At 63.8% G+C, this 24,693-nt stretch carries 21 protein-coding genes and 2 pseudogenes; 11 read left to right on the top strand and 12 right to left on the bottom strand.

Going from position 1 to position 24,693, the window contains the following annotated elements; genetic code table 11:
• Positions 1-70: 70 nt before the first annotated feature.
• From ACYCVF_RS25485 to ACYCVF_RS25475, 3 genes are read left to right on the top strand one after another with little or no spacing between them, the layout of a single operon-like run.
• Positions 71-1,198: a mandelate racemase/muconate lactonizing enzyme family protein gene (locus tag ACYCVF_RS25485; RefSeq protein ID WP_459604951.1), complete on the top strand. Its 1,128-nt coding sequence runs from the start codon at positions 71-73 to the stop codon at positions 1,196-1,198.
• Complete coding sequence (locus ACYCVF_RS25480; RefSeq protein ID WP_459604952.1) at positions 1,198-2,793, top strand: GMC family oxidoreductase; 1,596 nt, start codon at positions 1,198-1,200, stop codon at positions 2,791-2,793. The genes ACYCVF_RS25485 and ACYCVF_RS25480 overlap by 1 nt, the downstream gene beginning before the upstream one ends.
• Positions 2,794-2,821: 28 nt before the next feature.
• Positions 2,822-3,544, top strand: a complete 723-nt coding sequence (locus tag ACYCVF_RS25475; RefSeq protein WP_459604953.1) for a GntR family transcriptional regulator — start codon at positions 2,822-2,824, stop codon at positions 3,542-3,544.
• A gap of 5 nt (positions 3,545-3,549) precedes the next feature.
• Here ACYCVF_RS25475 and ACYCVF_RS25470 read toward each other — a convergent pair whose 3' ends face one another.
• From ACYCVF_RS25470 to ACYCVF_RS25425, 10 genes are all read right to left on the bottom strand, one after another.
• Positions 3,550-5,340 (bottom strand): chloride channel protein, encoded by a 1,791-nt coding sequence (locus tag ACYCVF_RS25470; RefSeq protein WP_459604954.1) that lies wholly within the window; start codon positions 5,338-5,340, stop codon positions 3,550-3,552.
• A 1-nt stretch (position 5,341) separates the two neighbouring features.
• Entirely contained in the window at positions 5,342-6,316 is a 975-nt protein-coding gene (locus tag ACYCVF_RS25465; protein ID WP_459606671.1) for a formylglycine-generating enzyme family protein, read from the bottom strand.
• A 3-nt stretch (positions 6,317-6,319) separates the two neighbouring features.
• Positions 6,320-7,963: an arylsulfatase gene (locus tag ACYCVF_RS25460; RefSeq protein WP_459604957.1), complete on the bottom strand. Its 1,644-nt coding sequence runs from the start codon at positions 7,961-7,963 to the stop codon at positions 6,320-6,322.
• A gap of 32 nt (positions 7,964-7,995) precedes the next feature.
• The gene (locus tag ACYCVF_RS25455) at positions 7,996-8,769 is read right to left on the bottom strand and encodes a GntR family transcriptional regulator (RefSeq protein ID WP_459604958.1); all 774 of its coding nucleotides are present in this window, start codon (positions 8,767-8,769) and stop codon (positions 7,996-7,998) included.
• A gap of 4 nt (positions 8,770-8,773) precedes the next feature.
• Entirely contained in the window at positions 8,774-9,826 is a 1,053-nt protein-coding gene (locus tag ACYCVF_RS25450) for an ABC transporter ATP-binding protein (protein ID WP_459604959.1), read from the bottom strand.
• Entirely contained in the window at positions 9,823-10,662 is an 840-nt protein-coding gene (locus ACYCVF_RS25445; protein WP_459604960.1) for a carbohydrate ABC transporter permease, read from the bottom strand. Before ACYCVF_RS25445 ends, ACYCVF_RS25450 begins: the two co-directional genes overlap by 4 nt.
• Positions 10,659-11,594, bottom strand: a complete 936-nt coding sequence (locus ACYCVF_RS25440) for a carbohydrate ABC transporter permease (RefSeq protein ID WP_459604961.1) — start codon at positions 11,592-11,594, stop codon at positions 10,659-10,661. The genes ACYCVF_RS25445 and ACYCVF_RS25440 overlap by 4 nt, the downstream gene beginning before the upstream one ends.
• Positions 11,595-11,597: 3 nt before the next feature.
• Positions 11,598-12,992 (bottom strand): ABC transporter substrate-binding protein, encoded by a 1,395-nt coding sequence (locus tag ACYCVF_RS25435; RefSeq protein WP_459604962.1) that lies wholly within the window; start codon positions 12,990-12,992, stop codon positions 11,598-11,600.
• 224 nt (positions 12,993-13,216) lie between these two features.
• Positions 13,217-13,951, bottom strand: coding sequence for an SDR family NAD(P)-dependent oxidoreductase (locus ACYCVF_RS25430; protein ID WP_459604963.1), 735 nt, complete (start codon positions 13,949-13,951; stop codon positions 13,217-13,219).
• 9 nt (positions 13,952-13,960) lie between these two features.
• A complete protein-coding gene (locus ACYCVF_RS25425) occupies positions 13,961-15,001 on the bottom strand; it encodes a LacI family DNA-binding transcriptional regulator (RefSeq protein ID WP_459604964.1) in 1,041 nt (346 codons plus the stop codon).
• A gap of 188 nt (positions 15,002-15,189) precedes the next feature.
• On the opposite strand from ACYCVF_RS25425, the gene ACYCVF_RS25420 reads away from it, so the two are divergent.
• The 8 genes and pseudogenes from ACYCVF_RS25420 to ACYCVF_RS25385 form a co-directional block, all read left to right on the top strand.
• Positions 15,190-16,491: an ABC transporter substrate-binding protein gene (locus ACYCVF_RS25420; protein WP_459604966.1), complete on the top strand. Its 1,302-nt coding sequence runs from the start codon at positions 15,190-15,192 to the stop codon at positions 16,489-16,491.
• A 59-nt stretch (positions 16,492-16,550) separates the two neighbouring features.
• Entirely contained in the window at positions 16,551-17,438 is an 888-nt protein-coding gene (locus ACYCVF_RS25415; protein WP_459604968.1) for a carbohydrate ABC transporter permease, read from the top strand.
• A gap of 4 nt (positions 17,439-17,442) precedes the next feature.
• Entirely contained in the window at positions 17,443-18,270 is an 828-nt protein-coding gene (locus ACYCVF_RS25410) for a carbohydrate ABC transporter permease (RefSeq protein ID WP_459604969.1), read from the top strand.
• Positions 18,271-18,277: 7 nt separating this feature from the next.
• On the top strand, positions 18,278-19,282 hold the full coding sequence (locus tag ACYCVF_RS25405) for a zinc-dependent alcohol dehydrogenase family protein (RefSeq protein ID WP_459604970.1): 1,005 nt from the start codon (positions 18,278-18,280) through the stop codon (positions 19,280-19,282).
• Between the two features lie 6 nt (positions 19,283-19,288).
• A complete protein-coding gene (locus ACYCVF_RS25400; RefSeq protein WP_459604972.1) occupies positions 19,289-20,362 on the top strand; it encodes an ABC transporter ATP-binding protein in 1,074 nt (357 codons plus the stop codon).
• Positions 20,359-21,318, top strand: a complete 960-nt coding sequence (locus ACYCVF_RS25395) for a sugar kinase (protein WP_459604974.1) — start codon at positions 20,359-20,361, stop codon at positions 21,316-21,318. Before ACYCVF_RS25400 ends, ACYCVF_RS25395 begins: the two co-directional genes overlap by 4 nt.
• Positions 21,315-22,370 carry a tagatose 1,6-diphosphate aldolase gene (locus ACYCVF_RS25390; protein ID WP_459606670.1) on the top strand — a complete coding sequence of 352 codons (1,056 nt, stop codon included), beginning with the start codon at positions 21,315-21,317 and terminating at the stop codon, positions 22,368-22,370. The genes ACYCVF_RS25395 and ACYCVF_RS25390 overlap by 4 nt, the downstream gene beginning before the upstream one ends.
• Positions 22,371-22,466: 96 nt before the next feature.
• Positions 22,467-23,080, top strand: a pseudogene (locus tag ACYCVF_RS25385) (IS3 family transposase); the annotation flags it as partial.
• A 31-nt stretch (positions 23,081-23,111) separates the two neighbouring features.
• Here ACYCVF_RS25385 and ribB read toward each other — a convergent pair.
• A pseudogene (gene ribB, locus ACYCVF_RS25380) lies at positions 23,112-23,907 on the bottom strand (3,4-dihydroxy-2-butanone-4-phosphate synthase); the annotation flags it as partial.
• 142 nt (positions 23,908-24,049) lie between these two features.
• Complete coding sequence (locus ACYCVF_RS25375) at positions 24,050-24,673, bottom strand: Lrp/AsnC family transcriptional regulator (RefSeq protein ID WP_246918249.1); 624 nt, start codon at positions 24,671-24,673, stop codon at positions 24,050-24,052.
• Between the last annotated feature and the right edge of the window lie 20 nt (positions 24,674-24,693).

The following is a 24,693-nucleotide window of genomic DNA, read 5'->3' as shown; positions in this document are numbered from 1 at the left end:
GAGGTCATATTATAAATAGGATGACCATACAAGTGGCGCCTTTGGTCGTAGGCGTCGCAGGCTTTTCCGCATGACACTGTCGCCTTTCACCATCCGAAGCGTTCAGGCCTTTGGCTATCGCTATCCGCTGACGACGCCGGTCATCACGTCTTTCGGACGGATGAAGGACCGGCCCGCGGTGTTCGTACGCGTCGAGGACACCGATGGATATGTGGGCTGGGGCGAGGTGTGGTGCAATTTTCCGGCACCTGGCGCCGAGCATCGTGTCCGGCTCGTCAACGACGTGCTCGCGCCGGCTCTGGTTGGATTTCATGCGACCGAGCCGTCCGCTGCGTTCGAGCATTTGACGCAGGGAACTTCGGTGCTGGCGCTGCAATCGGGCGAAGCCGGCCCGTTTGCGCAGGCGATCGCCGGGATCGATCTCGCCGTCTGGGATCTCCACGCGCGTCGCCAGAACGTTGCGCTGTGGAAGCTGCTCGGCGGGGCCAAGCGCACGATCAAGGCCTACGCTAGCGGCATCAATCCGCTCGGGTCTGAGCGGACCGCTGAAGCTGCGCTGGGCCGCGGATATCGCGCGTTGAAGCTGAAGATCGGCTTCGATCCTGTGGGCGACCGCGCCAATCTCGCCGCGCTGCGTCGTCTTGTGAGCGAAGGCCTGCTTGCTGCCGACGTCAATCAAGGGTGGACCATTGCGGAGGCGTTGGAACTTGCACCGCAGATCGAGCGCTTCGATCTCGCCTGGCTCGAAGAGCCGATCCGCGCGGACCGGCCGCGGGGGGAATGGAGGCAATTGCGTGAGGCCATCGACATTCCGCTCGCAGCCGGCGAGAACATCGCAAGCCGCGCCGGATTCGCTGAGGTGCTGCGCGAGCCGGTTCTTGGTGTTGTCCAGCCCGACATTGCCAAATGGGGCGGGCTGTCGGCGTGCGCGGGCATTGCACGCGACATCCTGGCGTCGGGAAAGATGTTCTGCCCGCACTATCTCGGTGCCGGCATCGGTCTTCTGGCATCCGCGCATCTTCTCGCCGGCGTCGGCGGCGACGGGCTGCTCGAAGTCGACTGCAATGAAAACCCGCTGCGCGATCGTTTCTGCGGTCCGGTGCTCGATGTCCGCGACGGCATGATCGAGCTCGGCGACGAGGCGGGCCTCGGCATCACGCCCGACCTTGCCTCCATCGAACAGTACCGGACGATCTGATGTCAGCACGCGGTTACGACTACATCATCGTCGGCGCGGGCTCGGCCGGCTGCGTCGTTGCCAACCGGTTGTCGGCCGATCCGTCCTGCCGCGTGCTGTTGCTCGAGGCCGGCGGATCGGATCGGAATTTCTGGCTGAAGCTTCCCGTCGGCTACTACCGGACCATCTACAACGAGCGATTCTCGCGCCTGTTCAGGACCGAGCCCTCGGAAGGGAGCGGCGGTCGCGCCATCGTCTGGCCGCGTGGCCGCGTGCTCGGCGGCTCCTCTTCGATCAACGGTTTGATCTTCATCCGGGGACAGCATGAGGACTTTGACGATTGGGAGCGCCTTGGCGCCGATGGCTGGAGCTATCGCGAGCTCCTGCCCTATTTTCGGCACTACGAACGCTACCGCGGCGGCGAGAGCCAGTTTCATGGTGGGCTCGGGGAGTTCGAGGTCTCCGATCTGCGCAACGACAATCCGGCATCGAAGGCCTGGGTCGAGGCGGGTGTGCAGTTCGGCCTTCCGCGCAATTCCGACTTCAATGGCACAACGACGCTGGGTGTCGGCACCTACCAGCTGGGCATCGGGCGGCACTGGCGGACCAGTTCGGCCTCGGCGTTTCTGCGCCCCATCGCCGGCCGTCCCAACCTCACGATCATCACCCATGCGCAGGTCAGCAGAGTTGTCTTCAACGGTCGCGTCGCGACCGGCGTCGAGTGGATCAGCAAGGGACAGGTCCACAGGGCGACGGCTGATCGCGAGGTCATCTTGTCCGGCGGCGCGCTGCAGTCGCCGCAGATCCTTCAGCTTTCCGGCGTCGGTCCGGCCGACCTGCTGCGCAAGCTCGGCATTCCCGTCGTTGCCGATTCTCCTGAAGTCGGCGCCAATCTTCAGGACCATTATCAGGCCCGACTGATCGTCCGCCTGAAGGAGCGAATTTCGCTCAACGATCAGGTTCGCAATCCCGTCGCCCTTGCGAAGATGGGCTTGCAGTGGATGCTGGCAGGCAGCGGTCCGTTGACGGTCGGCGCGGGGCAGGTGGGCGGCGCAGCCTGCACGGAATACGCCGTCGGCGGCCGGCCGGACGTGCAGTTCAACGTGATGCCGCTCTCGGTCGACAAGCCTGGCGAGCCCCTGCACAGCTATTCCGGCTTCACCGCTTCGGTCTGGCAGTGCCACGGAAGGTCGCGCGGACAGCTTGCGATCAGCTCGATCGATCCGTTCGAGCAGCCGCGTATCGTACCGAACTATTTCGCCGAGGAGATTGACCGCAAGACCATTGTTGCGGGTTTGAAGATTCTGCGCGAGATCTATCTGCAGAAGGCGTTTCGTCCGCTCTGGGATGTCGAGATGGTGCCGGGCGAGGCAGCAAGGGATGATGCCGGGCTATGGGACTTTGCGCGCAACACGGGTGGCACGGTGTTTCACTGTGTCGGGACCTGTCGCATGGGGCGGGACACGCAAGCCGTGCTCGATCCGCAGCTGCGTGTGCGCGGCGTCGAGCGGCTGCGTGTGATCGACGCCTCTGTGATGCCGCAGATCACCTCGGCCAACACGAATGCGACCAGCCTAATGATCGGCGAACGCGGTGCCGCGCTCGTCATGGCGTGATCGCATGGTTTGAATTCCGGAGGGCGAGATGGAATTGAGTTCCGATAGTCACGTCCCCAAATACGCGCAGATTGCCGACATCTTCCGGCAGCGGATCGCACGCGGCGTCTGGACCCAGGGTTTTCGCCTGCCGGCCAACGAGGAGCTGGCGGCTGAGTTCGGTGTGTCGCGCGTTACGATCAGACAGGCGGTGGAGCTGCTCGCCCGCGACGGCGTGATCGGGGCGCAGCAGGGCCGTGGCACCTTCGTCACCGGGACCGTGCGGCAGGATCGCTGGCTCAAGGTCGAGACGACCCTATCCGATCTCGCCGACATGTACCGCGACACCTCGCCCGAGATCATCAATATTTCGGAAAGCCGCAGCGATGCACCGCTGCTTCCCGGGGACGGCAATCCCGCCGAAAAATACGTCTTCATGCGTCGGCTGCATTCGCGGGAGAAACAGCCATACTGCGTCATTTCCATCTATCTCGACGAGAAGATCTTCCGCAGGTCGCCGAAGCGCTTTCGCAACGAGACCGTGATCCCGATCCTCAACGATCTCAGGGATCCCGCCATCGCCAGCGCGCGCCAGACCCTGACGATCGGCGCCGCGGATATCGAGGCGGCGCGGCTGCTGCGCGTGCCGCTGAATTCGCCGGTGGCGGAAGTCCGCCGCATCTTTACGACCGCGGACCGGACCGTGATATATCTCGGCGAAGTCACCTATCGCGGCGATTTCGTGAGGATTGATATGGATCTGCGGCCCTAGCAGCATCAACGCGAGAACAGTTCCTGGTTCCGACGCTCGAGTTCCTCCCCATAGGTGCGCAGGACATGGGCTTCACTCAAGGTGCCGATCGTGGCGCGATGGTCGGCGCGGTCGACAACCGCGAGCACATCGGCTTCGCTGCGTTCAAAGGCCTTCAGGATCTCGCGAACCGGGGTGGTCGGGAGCAGGCATTCATCCTTTTGCTGCGCCAGCGACCCGAGTAGCTCGTCGTCCTGATTGGCGACGGAATGCAGCGTGGCGGCGGGCACGATGCCGGCATAGATGCCGTTGGGATCGCGCAGCACGATTTGGCGGACCTGGGCCGGCGAGAACAGCTTTTGCGCCTCGCCGATCGGCATCGTCGTCAGCGCATTCTCGAAATCGGTGCGCATCAGGGATGCCGCGCTCATCTGCCGGACCCAGCCGATGTCCTGCGGGCCGCGGATCACCTCGCCGCGCAGATGAAAGCGCCATGTCGCGAAGCTGTAGCCGAACAGCTCTCGAACGATCAGTGCGCAGACTGATGATGCGACCACCGCTCCGACGGTGACGGAAAAATCACCGGTGATCTCGAGCGCGAGACAGACCATGCTGAACGGCGCTCCGAGTACGCCGGTTCCGAGCGCGGCGAGCGCCGCGATGGCTGCCGTGCCGGGCTGAAGCGCTAGCGTGGGAAGAGGACCCGTCAGCACGACGCTGTAGAGTTGCCCGATCAGCGCGCCGAGCAGGAGCGAGGCGAAAAACAGGCCGCCGCGAAAGCCGGAACCGAGCGAGACTGCCGACGCCAGGATCTTGAACACGATCGTGGTCGTGAGCAGGAGCCAAGTCGGATTGCTGACCAGCAGGATCTGCATGGCGCCGTGACCGGCGCCGAGCACGGTTGGCGTCAGCAGGGCAAGGCCGCCGAGCAGGAAGCCGCCGAGAATCGGACGCAGGAAGCCCTTGAACACCGTGATGCGCTGAAAGCAGCGCTCGGAGAATGCGACGGCGAGCATGACGAGGATGCTGACAAAGGCGCAGATGATGCCGATCAGCACCGTCTGCCCGATCATCTCGACGGAAACCGGTGAGGGAAAGCCGGGCACCATCAGGAAGGACTGGTGCGTCAATTGCCTTGCGACGAGCCACGCGGTGACGGCGCTGGCGATGACCGGCACGAGACCGGCCGACGTATAGGCGCCGAGCACGACCTCGAAGGCATAGAAGGCGCCGGCGAGCGGTGCAGAAAACGCTGCGCTGATCGCACCCGCGGCGCCGCAAGCCACCAGGAGCCGCATGTCGTTCCGTCGGGCGGCCAGGCGCTGGCCGACATGCGAGCCGAACATCGAGCAGATCTGGGTGTAGCCGGCCTCCAGTCCGACGGATCCACCGAATCCGTTGGACAGCAGTGTCTGGATCGAGATCAGCAAGCTGCCGCGAAAGGAGACCCGGCCGCCATAGAGCGCATTGGCCTCGATCGCGTCGGCGAGCTGCTGTCCCTTGACGCGCCGGGCGAAGTACAGTCCGATCAGCGCAAGCACGAGGCCGCCGAGCATCGGGATGAACAGCGTGCGCTGCCAGGAGATCACGCCGGTGGCGCTGAGGTGTGCGTCGAAAGGAATGTCGAACAGCAGTGCGTGAGAGACCTGGCTGAGGCTCGAGATCGCGGCCACGAGCAAGCCGCTGAGCAATCCGACGACGATGGCGACCAGCACGAGGCCGGTCTCGCGATTGCGCACGAAATTGCGCAGGAACAGCGGCAGCAGCCGGATGCCGGGAGCGGCCGCCGGCTTCGCTGGATGTGGTGCCGGCTCCATCCTATGCAGTATCCCGCAGCGGCTCGGTGCGCACCACGCGGAAGCCGATATTGCTCGACGAGGAGTCGGGCGTATTGGAGCTTCGCGCCGCGACGCGGTAGCGATTGCAATAGGATTCGTGGCAGAGGAAGGATCCGCCGCGCATCGATCGGTTGGGAGCTGGCTCGCGGTTCAAGGGGTCTCGTGATGGCGTGAGGCGGTGATAGCTCGGTGAAAAGTAGTCCTCGCACCATTCCCAGACATTTCCGGCGACATTGTGCAGGCCATATCCGTTGGGCGCGAAAGCGTGAACGGGCGCCGTACCGAAATAGCCGTCATCCACGGTAGTGCGGTCGGGAAAGTTGCCCTGCCAGATGTTGCAGCGGTGCTCGCCGTCGGGCTGCAGCTCGTTGCCCCAGGGATAGGTGGCCTGGTCCAACCCGCCGCGCGCGGCCATCTCCCATTCGGCTTCGGTCGGAAGGCGCGTGCCGGACCATTCGCAGTAAGCCTGTGCGTCGTTCCACGAGACGTGGACGACGGGATGATCGAGCCGGTCGAGGATGCTGCTGGTCGGTCCTTCCGGCTGCGCCCAATAAGCGCGCGTCACCGGGATCCACCATGGCGTTTCCTGAACGCGCATCGTGTGCGCGGTGCGCGTCGCTTCGGGCAGGAGCCCGTCGAAGACAAAACTCCAGCCGTAGCGTTCGGCATCCGTCGTGTAGCCCGTTGCTCGGACGAAATCGCCGAATTGCAGATTGCTCACGGTGTGGCAGGCAATGGCAAACGGCGACAGCGTGACGAGCCGCACCGGACCTTCGCCGTCCTCGACAAAGCCCCCGTCGGCAGATCCCATGCGGAAGGTTCCGCCGATCAGTGAGCTCCAGCGGCGCGGGATCGGGGTTGGACTGGGAAGGACCGCTGCTTGCGCGTCAATGCCGGCCGCCGGTTCATTGCCGGCGGAGCGCGGGGTGCAACAATGTGAGCGATCCTCCGTCATGCCCTATTTCTGCTTCTCTTCCTCCCAGAAGGCGGTGCCGCCTTCGGCCTCCATCAGCTCGAGAATCTTCTCGCGCGGGATCACGCCGCAACGGTTCGCCCATTGCTGATATTGAGCCGTCATCTCGCGGACGCGATCTGGATGTTGCGCGGCCAGATCGTTCATCTCGGTACGATCCATCTCCATATCGTAGAGCTCCCAGGGGCCGGGATACTTTCGGACCAGCTTCCACTTGCCGACGCGCACGGCCGCGTTACCCTCGTGCTCCCAGAACAGCGGGCCACGGTTGCCATAGGCTGAGGCGAATGATGGCACGAGGCTCTCGCCTTCGCAGGGCAGGATCGCGTTGCCGTTATACTCCTTGGGATAGGTGGCGCCGGTGACGTCGAGGATGGTCGCCATCACGTCGGTGAGCTGGCTTGGATTGTGCCGCAGGCCGCCTTTTTCGGAGATGCCGCGCGGCCAGTGCACGATAAACGGCGTCGCGATGCCGCCCTCGTGGATCCAGTGCTTGTAGAGCCGAAACGGCGTGTTGGAGAGATTGGCCCAGGCGGTGCCGTAGCTTTGATAGGTATCCTCGGCTCCGGGCATCAGCGTCGGGTCATTGCCGAAGCGCACCGGCCGGCCGTCGCGCGTCACGGTCTTGGCGATCATGAGCTGGTCCACCAGTTCCTTCGCGGTGACGCCCTCCGGAATGTCCTCGGCACAGGCGCCGTTGTCGGACAGGAAGATGATCAGCGTGTTGTCCATCTGGCCGGTTTCTTCCAGCGCCTTCAGGATCCGGCCGATGCCCTGGTCCATGCGATCGATCTGGGCCGCGTAGACCTCCATGCAGCGCAGCGTCCATTCGCGTTGCTCCGCGTCGCTCCACGGCGGCTGGGTCGGATCGCGATCGGTCAGGCGCCAGTTCGGATGGATGATGCCGTCATCGACGAGGCGCTTGAGGCGCTCTTCGCGCAGCCGGTCCCAGCCCGCGTCGAAGCGGCCCTTGTATTTCGCGATATCCTCGTCATGGGCATGGAGCGGCCAGTGCGGCGCCGTGTAGGCGACATACTGGAAGAACGGGGCGTCGGGCTTCTGCGCCTTGTGCTGGCGGATGAAGGCCGCGGCATGGTCGCTGATCGCGTCGGTGTAAAAGAACGAGGGATCCTTCTCCGCCTCGTGCTCGATATTGTCGTTGCCACGGGTGAGCGTGTTGGGATGGTAAAAGCTGCCGGCGCCGATGATGGTGCCGTAGAAATGGTCGAAGCCACGCTGCATCGGCCATGCGTCGGTCGGCTCCGTGAGGCTGCTGGCGATGTGCCATTTGCCGCTGAGGTAAGACGTGTAGTTCTTGCTCTTCAGGGCCTCGGCGATCGTCACGCAGCTCTTGTTCAGGTTGCCGGCATAGCCCTCGGGGCCGTTGCTGTAGGTGAGGATGCCGATGCCGGTCTGGTGCGGATGCAGGCCGGTCAGCAGCGAGGCGCGCGAGGGGCTGCAGCGTGCGGTGTTGTAGAACTGCGAATAGCGCAGCCCGTTGGCCGCGAGGCGATCCAGGTTCGGCGTCTGGATCTCGCCGCCGTAGCAGCCGATGTCCGAAAAGCCCATGTCGTCGTTGAGGATGATCAGGATGTTGGGGCTGTCGGAAGTCTTTGCGCCATTCGGCATGCTGGTGTCCTCGTTATTGACGTGTGGCGTTGTTAGTGGCGGCGCGTCAGGCTGATGCTGAGGCGGAAATATTTCGGTAAGTAAACGGCGCGCAGCAGCTCGAGCGCCCGTCCGTCCTTGCCGAAGGTGACGCGTTCGATGGCGAGCAGGGGCGAACCGACTTTCACGCCGAGCAGCTTGCCGCTGCCGGCATCAGCGAGATCGGCGCTGATGGTCTGCTGCGCGTTCTTGATGGCGAGGCCAAGCTCGTCTTCGAAGACGCGATACATGATGATCGAGACCAGATCGCGCTTCTCCAGTTCGAGACCGATGTCCGGCGGATAGAAGGCGTGCTCGATCGCGATCGGCGTGTCGTCCGCGAGCCGGAGGCGTCGAAGCTGCCAGACGGCACGTTCGTGAAGCTGCTCGCGGACGGCGGCGTCGTGCCGGTTGGTCATGCCCTGCTGCAGGATTTTCGCGCCGGCCTGGTAGCCGGCGTCGCGGATGGTTTCCGAGAACCCCATGAGATGGCCGACCCAGTTCTCGGGCTGGTTCGAGCGCAGGAAGGTGCCGCGGCCGCGCGAGCGGTCGAACATGCCTTCGTTCACGAGGGGCGCGATGGCGTTGCGGATGGTGATCCGGCTGACGCCGAAATGACGGCCGAGTTCGGCTTCGGTCATGAGGCGGCCGGTCTCGTCGATCAGCTTGCCGTCACGCACCTGGTTGCGGATGGATTCCCGGATCTGGATGTGCAGGGGCGTCGAGCTTTCCCCGGCCACATCACTGCCCAGCGGTGCGGGCTTCTTCTTGCGCGTTTGAACAGCCATGGTGTCAGAGCCGTATCCGTGTCGTTGGGTCGAACAGGTGAATATCCTGCGGGCGGGCGGTGATCGAGATCATGTCACCTTCGCCGGGAATGTTGCCATCGGAGACGCGCATGCGGATCATGGTGCCGGCGCAGTCGAGGTCGAGCACGGCGGTATCGCCGAGGTCCTCGATCAAATCGACGCGTGCGCCGAGGCCGCCCTCCATCATGCGCAGGGCGCCGGGGCGAAGTCCGACCACCACATCGCGCTCGCCTGCGGTCGTGGTCGTCGTCTTGAGACGATGGCCTGCGACAATGACGTCGCCGTCCACGTAGCGGGCGGGGATGAGGTTCATCGGGGGATTGCCGATGAAACCGGCAATGTCGATCGAGTTCGGGCACGCGAACACCTCCGCGGGCGTGCCGACCTGCTGGATCTCGCCTGACATGAACACGGCCATCCGGTCGGCGAGCGTCATCGCCTCTTCCTGATCGTGCGTGACATAAACCGCCGTCACGCCAAGCGATCGCTGCAGCTTCTTCAACTCGGCGCGGGTTTCCAGCCGCAGCTTGGCGTCGAGGTTGGACAGGGGCTCGTCGAGCAGGAACAGACGCGCCTTGCGCACGATGGCGCGGGCCAGCGCGCAACGCTGCTGCTGACCGCCCGAGAGCTGGCCGGGCTTGCGGTCGAGCAAATGGTCGATCTTCACCTTGCGCGCGGCGTCCTTTACCGCAGGCGCGATCTCGGCCTTCGGCAGCTTCGCCATTTCCAAGGGGAAGGCGATGTTCTCGGCCACCGTCATGTGCGGATAGAGCGCGTAGCTCTGGAACACCATGGCGATGTCGCGGTCGCGTGCGTCGGTTGAAGTGACATCCTTGTCGTCGATCAGCACGCGGCCGGCGGTCGGCGCATCCAAACCGGCGAGAATGCGTAGCGTCGTGCTCTTGCCCGAACCCGAGGGCCCGAGCAGGGCAAAGAACTCGCCCGGCTTGATGTCGAAATTGACGCCCTTGAGCGCGGCGAACTCCCCGTGCATCTTGACGATGTTGCGAAAACTGACCTGACCCTGGCCGCTCATCGGCGCCCTCCGCCTTTGACTGCGCCGACCGTCAGGCCCTTTACGATATGCTTCTGCGCGACCACGCCGAGGACGACGACAGGGAGCATGGCGAGAACCGAGACCGCAGCGAGCTTGGCCCACAGCGTCTGCTCGACGGAGACGAAATTGAACATGGCGACCGTGACCGGACGCACTGTGTTGCCGCTGAGCACGACCGCGAACAGGAATTCGTTCCACGCGTTGAGGAAAACGAACACCACGGTCACGGCAATGCCGCCGCGAACCTGCGGAATGATGATGCGCCAAAGGGTTTTGAGCCGGCTGGCGCCGTCGAGATAGGCGGCTTCTTCCATCTCGAAGGGAATGTCCTCGAAATAGGAGACCAGCAGCCAGATCGCGAAGGGAAGGGAGAACGACAGATAGATCAGGATGATGCCCTGATAGGTGTCGATCCAGCCGATGTTCCGCAGCACCAGGAAGTAAGGGATGATGATGCCGACCGGCGGCAACATCTGCGTTGCAAGAACGTAGAAGCCCGCGAACTTCTTGCCGCGAAAGCGCAGGCGCGCCAGCGCGTAGGCCGCGGGCACCGCCATCAGCATCGTGACGATGGTGGTGCCGACGGAAATGATGGCGCTGGAAAGAAGGTTCGGCAGGATCGATCCGGAGCCGAACAGCACGTCGCGATAGGCTTCCAGGGTCGGCGCGAACACCAGCTTGGGCGGATAGGCCAGCACGTCGGAATCGGTCTTGAGCGAGTTCAAAACGCTCCAGATGATCGGGAACGCCCAGGCCAGCAGGAACACCATGGAGATCGCCAGCAGGGCGAAGATGCGAAGGCGCTTTGCGGTCATTTCGCCCTCCGCATCGCGAACAGGATGCCGGAAATGATGATGGTCACGATTAGGAGGGCGACCGCGAGCGCCGAGCCGTAGCCGATCGACAATTCGGTGAAGGATTTCCGGTAGGCATAGAGATTGAGGATCTCGGTCGCGGTGCCGGGCCCGCCGGCCGTGACGGTGAAGATCGCCGCGAATGCGGTCAGTGCCACCATGGTCCTCATGATGATGACCATCACGATTGCGGGGCGCAGCAGCGGCAAGGTGATGCGGCGAAAGCGTTGCCAGGCGGAGGCACGGTCGAGCCGCGCGGCCTCGTAGATATCCTCGGGCAGCGACGCCAGCGATGCCAGCAGCACCATGAACGCGAACGGCGTCCACTGCCAGGTGTGGATCGCGATCACCGAGACCATCGCGAGCGTGGGATCGCCGAGCCAGTTCTTGCTGCCCAGCCCCGCATTGATCGCGAGGAAGTCCACGATGCCGAATTCCGGCGCCAGCATGAAGGTGCGCCAGATCATACCGACCACGGCCGGCGACAGCACCACCGGCAGGATGGCGATGACGCGGAACCAGCCCTGTCCGCGCTTCATGTCCATGACTAGCAAGGCAAGCGCGAGGCCAATGACGACCTGAAGCGCGACGGTCGAGCCGGTGTAGACGAGGCTCACCAGCAGCGAGGTCCAGAAGCGCTCGTCGGAGAGCAGCGCCTGATAGTTCTCGAAGCCGACGAAGCCGTTGGTGAACGGCATCGCCAGATCCATCCGGAACGCGCTGGTATAGACCAGGAAGAGCAGCGGAAACGTCGTCGTGGCGAGCAGGGCGAGAAACGCCGGTGCGAGCAGGGCTGCTGCGAACCGGCGCTCGCGCTGCGCCAGGACGCGGCCGAAATCGCTGCGAGGAGCCTCGCTCGCGATCCCGGCCGATGTCACCGCTGTCGTCGCCATGGCTCAGCCGCGCATCATCGGCTCGATGCGGCGCTGCGCATCGTCGAGGGCCGCCTTGACCGTGGCCTGGCCGGAGAGGGCCGACTGGATCGCGGTCGCCATGGTGTCACCGACTGCCGGCCATTGCGGCACGCGCGGACGCCAGTCGACGTCAGTGTCCTCCTGCAGAGCGCCCATCGTGGCCTCGACGAAATTCTCGCCAAAACCGTTCATCAGTCTGATGTAGTCGGGATCCTTCCAGACCGAGGTGCGGTTGACGCCCGAGCGTTTGGTCGGACCGGCGAACTTGTGCGCGGTGCGCGCCTGGGTCTCGGCGCTTGCGGCCCACTGGATGAACAGCCATGTCGCCTTGCGCTTCTTCTCCGGCAGCGCGGAATTGATCGGGAAACCCCAATTCCAGATCGAGGTGGTGCGCTTGCCCGACGGGCCCTTCGGCCAACGTGCATAGGCAACCTTGCCGATCACCTTGGACTTCTCTGGATTGTTGATGACCGAGGCCGAGGAATGCGCGTCGATGTAGCTGGCGACGGTGCCTTGCGAGAAGGCATCGGCGATATCCGGCCAGTTCCAGTTCGCAGCCGCCGTCGGCGCGTACTTCTTCATGATCTCGACGTACCAGGCGAGCGCCGCCTCGGCCTCGGGGCCGTTGACGGTGAGCTTGCCGCCCTTCATCCAGTCGCCGCCGAACTCGCGGAAGATCGACGGATAGATGTACATGTTCTGGCCGGCACCGGCGACGCCGCGCAGCGCTGCGCCCCAGACGCGGTCGTTCGGCGTGTTCAACGCCGCGGCGTTCGACATATAGGCTTCGAGCGTGTCGGCCGGCTTCAGGCCCTTCGCGTCATAGAGGTCCTTGCGATAGACCTGAATGGTGACTTCGCCATCGTAGGGCATGCCATAAAGCTTGCCGTCGATGCCGTTGGCGCTGCGCCAGGCCGGAATGATGTCGTCGAGCTTGAACCAGGCCTGATCGGTCAGCGCCTTGTCGTTAAGGTAGGTGTCGAGCGGCTCGACCCATTTGTTCGCGGCGTAGAGCGCGTAATACATGGGATCCGCGGCGTGGGTCGCGTAGGTGCCGGTCTTCGAGGTCAGGTCGATGACGCTCTTCTGCCGGATCTGCGCCGGCGGAATCTTCTCGAAGCGGACGTCGATGCCGGTGAGTGCCTTGAACTGCGGCGCCAGCGCGATCAGGTTTTCGAAATAGCTCGCCGGGATCACCGCGACGGTGATGGTCTCGCCGGCGACCTGCTGCCAGTCGATGTGCGCGGATTTATAGGGCGCGAGGTCGGAATCCTGCGCGGATGCGTGCCGCAGGATGCCAGGCCCAAACGTCGCCAGAGCCGCGGCCGCGGTTCCGGTTTTGAGTAGCGTTCGTCGTGTCGGCTTGAATGACGTCATGCTGTCCTCCCGAAAATCCGGATTTTGCGCTCCGGTTAGTTAGGACATTTGCTGAAATGTTATAATAAGTCAATCGCGGCAAAGTCGCCGCGCGTCGTGCCATTGGGACACGTCATCGCGCAGGCCTGGAACTCGGGGCGCGCGTTCCCGACGAGAGATGGTTCGAAGGTGACGATGCGTCGCCTGACGTGAGCCGACTTACGGCCGCGGATGCTCGCGCGACGTCAGCCTGCGAGAAAGCCGCCATCGACAGCAACCACAGTGCCGGTCGCATATTGCGACGCCGGCATGCAGAGAAACGCAACCGCGCCGGCGATATCCTCCGGCTGTCCCCAGCGCTTGAACGCGGTGCGGTCGACGATGCGCTGATAGTGCGCAAGGTCGGTCCGGCCGGCAGCGTTGATCGCGGTTTCGACATAACCGGGCGCAACGGCATTGACGCGGATGCCGTTCTCGGCCCATTTCAAGGCCAGTGCCTTGGTCAGCATCACCACCCCGCCCTTGCTGGCGCAATAGGCGGGAATCCGTGGCAGCGCCAGCGTGGCATTCATCGAGGCGATGTTGACGATCGACCCTTTCGTCTCCGCCAGCAGCGGGTAGAACGCCATGCAGGTTCGGAACGTGCCGGTGAGGTTGACGTCCAGCACTTTCATGAAGGTCTCGATCTCGAACTCCTTGTCGCGCGCGAGAATACCGGCGCAATTGACCAGCGCGTCGACGCGCTGGTGTTGCCGGACGAACGACGTGACAGCCGCGTCATCGGTGACGTCCAGCGTCGCGAGCGCCAGGCCCTCGCGCGGCTTGAGCAGCGTGCGCGCAAGATCAGCGTCGTTCGCGCCAGTTGCAGTCACGGTCGCGCCGAGATTACAAAACTGGTTACTGATTGCCGCGCCAATATCGCCGGCGCCGCCGATCACGACGGCATGAAAGCCGGGTACAAGAGAAAAATTCGAACTCATCGGAGGATCTCACTTCAGGAATTTCGGAGGCGGGGCGGTCGATTCACGAACCACCAGCGAGAAGTCGATCTCGCGATGCATGATGGTCTGCTCGCCGGCGAGGCGCCGCACCAGATATTCTCCGGCGCGCTGCCAGGTCTCACCGGTCGGAACGTGGATCGTGGTCAAGCTCGGCCGCAAATGGCGGCTCCAGTCGAGGTCGTCGAAGCCGACCACCGAGAGATCGCGTGGCACGGAAAATCCGTCGCGCTCAGCCTCGAGCAGTACACCATAGGCGATGACGTCGTTGCCGCACACAACCGCCGTGGGGCGGTCCTTGAGATTGAGGAGATAGCGCGCCGCCTCGCGAGCGTCATCCAGCGTATAGGGTACCTCGACATGCCATGGCGCGGGAAGCTCGATGCCGCTCTCGGCGAGCGCGCGCCGAAAGCCGGCGACGCGGGCGCTGGCGCGGTCGTTGTTGCGCTGAAGTGCCGAGACGATCCCGACGCGGCGGTGGCCGAGCTCGATGACATGCGTGGCCGCGCGATGGGCGGCGGCTTCGTTGTCGGTGCCGACGCAGGGGTAGGGCCTGTCAGGCTGGTAGATGCCGACATTGATGAACGGCACCGCATTGTCCGCGAGCAGTTTCCGCAAGCCGTCGTGATGGCAGTCGCCGCGCAGCACCAGGCCGTCGACGCCGCGGCTGATCAGATTGCGCGCCTGCTGCAATTCGACGTCGAGGTCGTAGCCGCTCGTGGTGAGAAACAGCATGTATCCGACCGAGGAGAGATATTGCTGCAGCGAGGCGATGCCGCGCGCGAACATCGTGTTGTCGATCGTCGGCACGATCGCGCCCAGTGTGCGCGAACGCCGCGACGACAGGATCCGCGCCGGCGCATGCGGGATGTAACCGAGCGCGTCAATGGCCTTTTCGATGCGCGCGCGCAAGGACGGGCTCACCGCATCGGGATTGTTGAGCGCGCGCGACACCGATGCCGTCGAGACGCCGGCGCGCGCCGCCACGGCGCGTATACCCTGTTTCGCAGACTTGGCGTTGGTCAGTCTCATGTAACGTTACATTATGCGGCGCAACCCGAGCGTTGGCGGGAATTTCTCAAATATGCTGCAGATTGTGCGGCTTGTCCATCGCTTGACACGGCGGATGCGAGGTCTATTTTGTAACCGTTTTCAGATAGTGATCAAACGTACTCAAAATGGTCCGCCAGTTGAAGGCGGCCAGCCGGGAGGAGAGTTCGATGAAGGCCAGGATCCTCGCGACCCATGTCGCGTTGCCCATTTTCGCGATTGCCGCCGCCAGCGCGCCAGCACATGCGGCCGATTTCGACTGGATGAGATTCAAGGGCAAGACCGTCACCTTTCTCGCCAACAACAATCCGGTCGCGCAGGCGCTGCTGACCTACAAGGCCGATTTCGAGAAGCTGACCGGCATGACCCTGAAGGTCGATGGTTATCAGGAACAGCAGATGCGCCAGCGTCTGGTCACCGTCATGAACGCGAATAGCGACGAGATCGACGTGTTCATGACGCTGCCCTCGCGCGAGGGCGAGCAGTTCGCCGCCGCCGGCTGGTATGGCGATCTCACCGCGATGGCCAAGAACGAGGTGGCCAAGGAATATGACCCGAACGGGCTGAGCCAGGCTTTGCTCAAGGCCGCGACCTTCAACGGCAAGCTCACCAGCATGCCGATGAACATCGAAGGTCCGATCTTCTATTACCGCACCGACATCTTCAAGAAGTGCGGCCTCGAGGCGCCGAAGACCATCAAGGACGTCGAGGCAGCCGCCGAGAAGATCAAGACCTGCGACAGCGCAGTGACGCCGTTCGTCTCGCGTGGCCTCAAGCCCGCGGTCGCCTACACCTTCAGCAACATGCTGCACAATATCGGCGGCACCTACATCGCGAACGGCAAGTCGAACCTCTGCTCGGCCAAGGGCAAGGAAGCGCTCGACACCTATAGCCGGCTGCTGCGTGATTTCGGTCCGCCGGGCGTCGTCAATTACAGCTTCCAGCAGATTTCCGCGCTCTACCGCAGCGGCCGCGCGGCGATGGCGTTCGAATCCTCGAACGAACTGCGCACGGTGATGGAAGGCGGCGCGCGCCTGAAGGACACCGGCCTGCTGCCGTTCCCGGCGGGCGAGGCCGGTCAGGTGCCGACCACGATCGGCTGGGGCATGGCGGTGTCCTCGCACAGCAAACAGCCCGAGGCGGCCTGGTACTTCGTGCAATGGGCAACCAGCCCCGAGGTGCAGAAGAAGATGGCGCTACAGGGTATTGCGCCGCCGCGTCCGTCGGTTGCCAAGGACGCTGAATATCGCAAATGGATCGACGAGGAGCCGGTCCGCAAGGAATGGCAGGCCGCGCTCGACGTGCTTGCCACCAAGGGCTCCTCCGAGGTCGGCTATCCCATCGTTGCCAACCCGGAATCGCGCGAATTCATCGGCCAGGCGGTGCAGGATCTGATCCTGAAGCAGAAGCCGGTCGAGCAGGCCTGCGCCGATGCCGACAAGGCGCTCGATGCGCTGATCGCCCGGAAGTAACGGTTTCATGCCGGCAGGCTCGCTGCCTGCCGGCACCTCATTCTCAAGGAAACGGGCGGATGTCTGACACGGCTGCGACACTCACGCAGGACCGGCAGAAGCTGGAGATGGCGGCGCTTTCCGCGCCGGCCGTGATCTTTACGGTCGCAATGATCGCGTTTCCGGTCGTCTATACGATTTGGCTCGGCTTCCAGACGTTCTCCTCGACCGGCAAGCAATCCTTTGCAGGCCTCGCCAATTATTCGAAGCTGATCTCCGATGTCGAATTCTGGCACGGGCTGTGGATCACCATCGCTCTGTTCGTGCTATCGCTGGTGCTGCAGCTCGTGTTCGGCGTCTGGCTGGCGCTGGTGCTGTTCCATGCCAAGCGCCTGCCGGGCATCGTGCGCTCGCTGTTCATCTCGCCCTTCATGATGCCGCCGGTGGTCGCGGGCATGATGTGGCTGGTGATCCTCGATCCCTCACTGGGGGCGGCCAACTACATCCTGCAATCCTTCGGCCTGCCGCCGTCGGATTGGCTGGCGTCGCCGACATGGGTGATTCCGACTGTGGCCCTGATCGACAGCTGGCAGTGGACGCCCTACGTCGCCCTGATCGTGCTGGGCGGCCTGCAGTCGCTGCCGCAGAGCGTCTACGAGGCCGCGCAGATCGACGGCGCATCCCCGTTCAAGACCTTCCACCGCATCACGTTGCCGCTGCTGCTGCCGACCATCGTTACCGCGGCGATCCTGCGCAGCGTCGATCTCTTGCGCTTCTTCGACATCATCTACATCACCACCCAGGGCGGGCCGGGCAACGCCTCGAACACGCTCAACATCTACGGCTTCCGGGTCGGCTTCGAGTTCTTCAACATCGGCTATGCCAGTGCCCTGATGCTGACGTTGACGGCGATCGTGTTCGGCGCCGTGCTCGCCTTCAACCGCCTGCGCGGCGCAGTGGCGTGGTGATGTCATGACCGATGCCGCCAACACCGACCGCTGGATCCGCCGGCTCAACCTGGTGCAACTCGTGCTGGCCGGCGTGCTCATCATGGCGCCGACGGTCTGGATGGTGCTATCCTCGTTCAAGCCGTCCTTCGAGGTCACCGCCTATCCGCCGACGCTGGTCTTCGCGCCGACATTGGAGAACTATGTCGAGCTGACGAGAACCACGCCGTTCTTGAGCTATGCGCTCAACAGCCTCATCGTCACCGTGGGCTCGACCGCGCTCGGACTGCTGTTCGGCATTCCCTCCGCGTTCGCCGTCTCCTGGACGCGGATTTCCTGGCCCGCGATCCTGACGCTGGCGGCACGCATGGCGCCGGGCACGCTGTTCCTGCTGCCATGGTACGTCATGTTCCGGCAGGTCGGCATGATCGGTTCCTACACCGCATTGATTCTCAGCCACGCCGTGATCACGCTGCCGATCGTGATCTGGGTCCTGCTGCCATCCTTCGACGGCATCCCGCGCAGCGTCTTTGAAGCGGCGCAGGTGGACGGATGCAGCGTCACGCGCATCCTCTGGCGCATCGCGCTGCCGCTGGTGGCGTCGGGCGTCGCGGTCTCGGCGATCCTCGCCTTCGTGTTCTCTTGGAACTACTTCCTGTTTGCGCTGGTGCTTTCCAATGGCGACACCAAGACGCTGATCGCGGCGGCCTTCAACTTCATCGGCGAAGGCTCGACGCAATGGGGCGCCCTCATGGCGGCGGCAACGCTGATCGCATTGCCACCACTGGTGCTGGCCGCCCTGGTTCAGCGCTGGCTGGTGTCCGGCCTGACGCTCGGCGCGGTGAAAGGCTAGGTATCTGATGAATGTTTCACCCCGCCCGAATTCGATCATGCAGGCCGCGGTCTTCCACGGCAACGATCACATCACCATCGAACGCGTGTCGATGCCCGACGTCGGCAAGGGCGAGGTGCTGGTGCGCGTCTCGCGCACCGCGCTGTGTGGTTCGGACTTCAAGCTCTGGCACAAGGGTGCCGAGTTCACCGCGGGCCACGAGATCTTCGGCGTGGTCGAGCAGCCCGGTCATCGCCTGCATGGCCGGCGCTGCGCCGTCTATATCCCCTTGCACTGCGACCGCTGCGCCGCGTGTCAGCGCGGCGACACCCAGATGTGCCTGGAGGTCTCCAGCCTGATTGGCTGGAACAGGCCGGGCGGCTATGCCGAATACGTGCCGGTGCCGGAAAACTGCCTGCTGCCGGTCCCTGATGATATCGAGGATAACCTCGCGCCGCTGCTGCTCGACACCATCGGCACATCAGGCCATGCCGTGCGCTTCGTCAGCCGCGTGGTGCCGCCGAGTGAGGCTGGCCCGATCCTTGTCATGGGGGCGGGACCTGTCGGCCTCGGCGTCGTGCTGGCGCTCCGCGCGCTCGGCTATAACGACATCCATGTGGCTGATCCCAACGAGGCGCGTTTGAAGGTCGCGCAATTCTTCGGCGCGAGGGCGCACCCCGTCGGCGAGACCTCCAAGCGCTTTGCTCTCATTTTGGAATGCTCGGGTGCCCACGCAGCGCGCAACCTCGGCATCGAGCTGGTCCTGCCGCGCGGCGCGCTGGTGCTGGTCGGCGAGAACGCCGCGCCCTGGACCATCGAGGAAGGCAAGGTCTTCCGCCGCAAGGACTTTTACATGATCCGGACCTTTTATTTCCCGGTGTCAGATTTCGAGCCGAACGTCGAGCTGCTGCGCAAGTACAAGGATAAGTACCGCGTGCTGGTGGACGGCGAGTTCGGCCTGTCGGCTCTCCCTGAGAATTTCGCCCGCTTCGCCAAGGGCGAACTGATCAAGCCCGTGCTGGCTCTGGACTGAGCGATCATGGCCTCGATCTCGATCCGCAACCTCACCAAACGCTACGGCAATTTCACCGTGATCCCCGATCTCAACCTGGAGATCGCGGACCACGAGTTCGTCGTCTTCGTCGGCCCGTCCGGCTGCGGCAAGTCGACCTTGCTGCGGATCATCGCCGGCCTCGAGCCGATCTCGTCGGGCGACCTCTATATCGGCGACAGGCGCGTCAACGGCGTGCAGGCCGCGCAACGCGACATCGCCATGGTGTTCCAGGATTACGCGCTCTATCCGCACATGAAGGTCTACGACAACATGTCGTTTGCGCTGGAGCTACGGGGCGTGCCGAAGGCCGAGATCGACACGCGCGTGAGGCGCGCCGCCGCGCTGCTGCACATCGAGCCCTATCTCGACCGCAAGCCAAAGGAGCTCTCCGGCGGCCAGCGCCAGCGCGTCGCCATGGGCCGCGCCATCGTGCGCAATCCCAAGGCGTTCCTGTTCGACGAGCCGCTGTCCAATCTCGACGCCAAGCTGCGCGGGCAGGTGCGGGCCGAGATCAAGGCGCTCTCGCAGGAGCTGAAGACCACCATGGTCTTCGTCACCCATGATCAGATCGAGGCCATGACCATGGCTGACCGGATCGTGGTGCTGCAGAGCGGCACGATTCAGCAATACGATACGCCGGAGACGGTCTATGAGCGGCCGGCCAACCAGTTCGTCGCTGGCTTCATCGGCTCGCCCGCAATGAACTTCTTCCCGGTCGAGTGGCGGCAGGAGGGCGCGGTGCTCTCTCAAGGCGGAACGAGGGTGCCACTCGATGGCGAGACCGCAGCCCGCCTGGGCAGGGCCGGGAGTGCCGTGCTCGGCATTCGCCCCGAACATTTTGCCGTCGCGGCCGATGATGCGGATGGCGTCGGCATCACTGTCAAGCTGGTCGAGCCGCTTGGCTCGGACACGCTGATCCATTTCGACCTCGCCGGCGGATCGGCGATTGCGCGGGTCGATCCGGCGCTGCGGCCGAAGATCGGCGACCGCATCAATCTGCGCCCGCAGCCGGGCAAGACGCATCTGTTCGATGCGGCCAATGGACGGGTCCTGCGGTGAGTGCATCGGTCGACATCGGCGACCTCTCGGCGCTGGCGGACGTGGCGTCCAAAGCGAAGTCCGTGCATGTGATCTGCCTCGGCCTGTCCGCGCTCGACCAGGTCTGGCGTGTCGATCGGTCGTTTGTGGGTGGAAGCGAGAAGATCAGGGCGCTTGCGTACGGCACGCTCGGTGGCGGCATGGCGGCCAACGCGTCGGTTGCGGTGGCAAAGCTCGGCGCGTCCGTCGCGTTCTGGGGACGGGCAGGGAACGATGCCGCCGGCCACGAGATGAAATCGGCCTTCGCCGCAGAAGGCGTCGATGTCGAGAATTTCCGGCTGTTTCCCGACGGCCGTTCGTCCGTCTCCGGAATCATCGTCGACAGCCTCGGTGAGCGGCAGATTGTCAACTTTCGCGGCCTTTATCCGGAAGCCGCGGACTGGCTCCCGCTTGACGCCGTGGCGCAGGCGTTTTCCGTGCTGGCCGACCCGCGCTGGGTCGAGGGCGCCGCAACACTGTTCGGGGAAGCGCGCGCACGGGGCATTCCGACGGTGCTCGACGGCGACATGGCCGACGCCGAGGTGTTCGAGCGGCTGCTGCCGCTGACCGACCACGCGATCTTCTCCGAGCCCTCGCTGACGGCTTATGCCGGCTCCGCTGATGACAGATCCCTCGGGGGACTCGCGCGCTTCGGCTGCCGCGTCGTCGCCGTCACGCGCGGCGAGGGTGGCGTGAGCTGGTACGAGCAGGGACAGTTGCACCGGCAGGCCGCCTATGCCGTCGACGTCGTTGACACCACCGGCGCGGGCGACGTCTTCCATGGCGCCTACGCGCTCGCAATCGGCGCCGGCCTCGATGTGCGTGCCGCCATGGCGTTCTCGGCAGCCACGGCCGCCATGAAATGCCGCCACGCCGGCGGGCGCAACGGAATCCCCGATATCAACGAGTGTCTTGCATTCATGAGGACGAAACCATGAGAACGATCGGAAAGAATCGCGGCCTGGCCAGACTTGCTGACGCGGACGGCCACTTTCGCATGGTCGCGCTGGATCAGCGGCCGCCATTGTTCGACGCCATCGCCAGGGCGAAGGGCATCACGCGGGATCAGGTCGAATATTCCGACGTCACGGCGGCGAAACGCCTTCTCGTCGAGAACCTCGCGCCGCATTGCAGCTCGATGCTGTTCGACCCGAACTTCGCCGTGCCCGCCGCGATCGATCTGTTGCCGCCCCGCTGCGGCCTGATCATGACGCTGGAAGAGCACCGTGTCGAGGAGACCGCCGGCGGCCGCAAGTCGCGTGCGATCACCAATTGGAGCGTGGAAAAGATCCGCGCCATGGGCGGTGATGCCGTCAAGGTGCTGGCCTGGTACCGGCCGGATGCCGATGCCGCGGTGAACGAGCACCAGAAGAAGTTCGTGCGCGAGATCGGCGAGGACTGCGCCAGCCACGATATTCCCTACGTGCTCGAGTTGCTGGTCTATCCGTTCCTCGGCAGTGCCAATCACACAGCCGATTACGTGGAATCGCCGGGCAAGCTTCCCCAGCTCGTCATCGACAGTGTGCGCGAGTTCGTAAAACCCGAATACAACGTCGATCTTCTCAAGCTGGAGAGCCCGCTTGCGGCCAACGGCCTGCCGGTTCGTGACGGCAGCGCGGAAGCCAAGGCCGCGCAAAGGGAGTTCGACGCGATCGGCGAGATCTGCGGCGAACGCAGCATCCCATGGGTGCTGCTGTCGGGCGGCGCGGCGCCCGAAAAATTCGAGCGCGTCCTCGACTATTCCTATGCCGCGGGTGCAAGCGGGTTCCTGGCGGGCCGCACCATCTGGCTCGACGCCGTCCTGAAGAATTTTCCGGACCGCGCGGCGGTCTCGGCCAGCCTTCGCAAGGATGGCCTCGGCGTGCTGGAGCGGCTCAACAAGCTCACCACCGCCAACGGCACGCCTTGGAAGCCGCGCTTTCCGGTGTTTACTGAGATCAAGGAAGAAGGTGACTTTGCGCGCGCCTATTGTGATAGTGGCTCTGTGTGATTCATCACTATCGCAGGATCCGCGGCATGGTTGGCGGCTTCAGCATCCGCTCGATCGAGGCGTTCTGCTATCGCTTTCGTTGGACACGCCGATGGTGAGAGTCTGATGCGCCTGCAAGGCTTGCGCGCGCGGCCGCGACGCCGGTGCTTGCCGAAGGACCGCGGCGATCGACAGCTCGAGACCGTGCCGGCGAACCTCCTTGGCCGGCAGTTCGCCGCCGAGCGGCCGAACCAGAAGTGGATCGCCGACTTTACGTATCTCTGGACGGCGGAGGGCTGGCTCTACGTCGCAGCGGTGATCGACCTGTTCTCACGTCGAGTGGTAGGTTGGTCGATGAGCGCCGCCATGACAGCTGAGTTGGTAATCGATGCCCTGCTGATGGCCGTCTGGCGACGCGGCAAGCCGGATGCCCTGTTGCACTACTCCCGACCAGGGCAGTCACTAACCAGCGAGGAGTTCCAGCGTTTGATGGCCGACCACGGCATTCTCTGCAGCATGAGCCGTTCAGGCAACGTCTGGGACAACGCAGCGATGGAGAGCCTCTTCTCGTCCCTCAAGACCGAACGCCGCCGACAAGATCTACCGAACCAGACGAGGCATGAGCCGATGTGTTCGACTACATCGAAAAATTCTACAACACGATCCGCAAGCACTCGACCATCGGCTATCTCAGCCCGGTTGAGTTCGAGCGCAAGGTGGGATTAGCTTAACCGGGTGTCCAGCAAACCGGCAGCAGCTCAGTTCCTGACCCGAGAACAAATCGCGCAGGATGTTTGGTTTGTAGAAGCGCGTGAGGACGTTGATGCCGTCGCCTAGTTCTCCGTAGATATAGGCGACGTGATGAATGGGGTCGAACGGCGAGCGATACGAATAGCCCTGGAACGGGCCGATCGGGCTCTCCGCCGTGACGCTCGAGACGCGCTCGATCAGCGTCTCGAGGGCCTGCCGGAAGCTGATGAGGTCAGCGATGGTGACCTGTTTCAGCTTGTGCTTGTCGGCGAACGCCGCGACTTGCGGCCCCTTATCACTGAGCCATCGTCGTTCATCAGTCGCTGATGACACCGACCGGCTCGAGACCTGCCAGTCTGCACAGGTCGACGGCGGCCTCGGTGTGACCCGAGCGCATGAGTGCGTCCCCCTTCTTTGCGATCAGAGGGAAGACGTGTCCCGGCCGGCAAAAATCGCCGGCGCCAGCGTTGGGGTTGGCGAGTGCACGGCAGCACGAGGCCCGCTCTTCGGCTGAGATCCCCGTTCCGTTATCCGGCCGGTAGTCCACCGACACGGTGAACGCCGTGGTGTGAGCCGAGTCGTTGTTGAGAACCATCGGGTCAAGCCGCAGGCGTCTCGCGTCTTCGAGGGTAATCGGAGCGCAGACGATTCCGGATGTATGGCGGATGATGAAGGCCATCTTCTCAGCCGTGCACCGCGAGGCGGCGGCGACGAGGTCGCCTTCGCCCTCGCGATCGTCGTCGTCGGTGACCACGACGATTTGGCCGTCGGCGAACGCCTGCAGGGCCGCTTCGATCGACGCCGTCATCTCGGTCGCTCTGCTCGCTGGAGCCGACGTGTGCTCGCGTTGGGTCGTGTGCGGATTGTCAGGCTCGGAGCGCCGCTCGAGCACTCTGCCGATCTTGACTTCACCATTATTGCTAACCGGCCGGAGCCCATGGCGGGGCGCCTCATAGTCTCTCCACGCTGTAGCTGGGACAATTGGTGTCGAGCCCGATCGGCGCGTCGGACAGCAAAGGACCAGCTGCGTCGTATCGGGGTCTTGGGGAGCGCTCCAGAGGGCGCGAGGGGTTGGCGCAAGCCTTCACGGTGACCGGCCGATTGGTGTCGATCGGCAGCACCGTCTTGTACGAAATGCGCTTGAGGGCCAGATTTGATCGAATGCTGCTGACACCGGGGATGCGGGATAGTTTGTTGACGATGAGGTCTTCGAGATCTTCGATGTCGGCCGCCATGACGCGGAGCATATAGTCGCTCTCACCGGTCATCAGATAGCATTCCATCACCTGGGCCAGCCGGTCGATGGATCGGGTGAAACTCTCGAGTGACGTCTGGACCTGCTTTTCCAGCTTGATCTGGATGAAAGCCGTTACACCAATGCCGAGCACGGCGGGATCGAGAAGGGCGATCCGTCGATCGATCACGCCGAGTTTTTCGAGTGTTCTGACGCGAGCCAGACACGGCGACGGCGAGAGATTGACGCGTGATGCGAGTTCGACATTGGTCAAGCTCGCATTCTGCTGGAGCTCGTTGAGGATCTTGATATCTATTCTGTCGAGAGAGGTTGTCGACATCGCGTGTCTCCCAAATCTGG

This window comes from Bradyrhizobium cedriense (assembly GCF_054602315.1).
This window is presented reverse-complemented; position numbering and strand designations above follow the sequence as displayed.

Excerpts from the sequence above, each read along its gene's own strand:
- ACYCVF_RS25485 (WP_459604951.1), top strand. The coding sequence starts at position 71 with ATGACACTGTCGCCTTTCACCATCCGAAGCGTTCAGGCCTTTGGCTAT.
- ACYCVF_RS25480 (WP_459604952.1), top strand. The coding sequence starts at position 1,198 with ATGTCAGCACGCGGTTACGACTACATCATCGTCGGCGCGGGCTCGGCC.
- ACYCVF_RS25475 (WP_459604953.1), top strand. The coding sequence starts at position 2,822 with ATGGAATTGAGTTCCGATAGTCACGTCCCCAAATACGCGCAGATTGCC.
- ACYCVF_RS25470 (WP_459604954.1), bottom strand. The coding sequence starts at position 5,340 with ATGGAGCCGGCACCACATCCAGCGAAGCCGGCGGCCGCTCCCGGCATC.
- ACYCVF_RS25465 (WP_459606671.1), bottom strand. The coding sequence starts at position 6,316 with ATGACGGAGGATCGCTCACATTGTTGCACCCCGCGCTCCGCCGGCAAT.
- ACYCVF_RS25460 (WP_459604957.1), bottom strand. The coding sequence starts at position 7,963 with ATGCCGAATGGCGCAAAGACTTCCGACAGCCCCAACATCCTGATCATC.
- ACYCVF_RS25455 (WP_459604958.1), bottom strand. The coding sequence starts at position 8,769 with ATGGCTGTTCAAACGCGCAAGAAGAAGCCCGCACCGCTGGGCAGTGAT.
- ACYCVF_RS25450 (WP_459604959.1), bottom strand. The coding sequence starts at position 9,826 with ATGAGCGGCCAGGGTCAGGTCAGTTTTCGCAACATCGTCAAGATGCAC.
- ACYCVF_RS25445 (WP_459604960.1), bottom strand. The coding sequence starts at position 10,662 with ATGACCGCAAAGCGCCTTCGCATCTTCGCCCTGCTGGCGATCTCCATG.
- ACYCVF_RS25440 (WP_459604961.1), bottom strand. The coding sequence starts at position 11,594 with ATGGCGACGACAGCGGTGACATCGGCCGGGATCGCGAGCGAGGCTCCT.
- ACYCVF_RS25435 (WP_459604962.1), bottom strand. The coding sequence starts at position 12,992 with ATGACGTCATTCAAGCCGACACGACGAACGCTACTCAAAACCGGAACC.
- ACYCVF_RS25430 (WP_459604963.1), bottom strand. The coding sequence starts at position 13,951 with ATGAGTTCGAATTTTTCTCTTGTACCCGGCTTTCATGCCGTCGTGATC.
- ACYCVF_RS25425 (WP_459604964.1), bottom strand. The coding sequence starts at position 15,001 with ATGAGACTGACCAACGCCAAGTCTGCGAAACAGGGTATACGCGCCGTG.
- ACYCVF_RS25420 (WP_459604966.1), top strand. The coding sequence starts at position 15,190 with ATGAAGGCCAGGATCCTCGCGACCCATGTCGCGTTGCCCATTTTCGCG.
- ACYCVF_RS25415 (WP_459604968.1), top strand. The coding sequence starts at position 16,551 with ATGTCTGACACGGCTGCGACACTCACGCAGGACCGGCAGAAGCTGGAG.
- ACYCVF_RS25410 (WP_459604969.1), top strand. The coding sequence starts at position 17,443 with ATGACCGATGCCGCCAACACCGACCGCTGGATCCGCCGGCTCAACCTG.
- ACYCVF_RS25405 (WP_459604970.1), top strand. The coding sequence starts at position 18,278 with ATGAATGTTTCACCCCGCCCGAATTCGATCATGCAGGCCGCGGTCTTC.
- ACYCVF_RS25400 (WP_459604972.1), top strand. The coding sequence starts at position 19,289 with ATGGCCTCGATCTCGATCCGCAACCTCACCAAACGCTACGGCAATTTC.
- ACYCVF_RS25390 (WP_459606670.1), top strand. The coding sequence starts at position 21,315 with ATGAGAACGATCGGAAAGAATCGCGGCCTGGCCAGACTTGCTGACGCG.
- ACYCVF_RS25375 (WP_246918249.1), bottom strand. The coding sequence starts at position 24,673 with ATGTCGACAACCTCTCTCGACAGAATAGATATCAAGATCCTCAACGAG.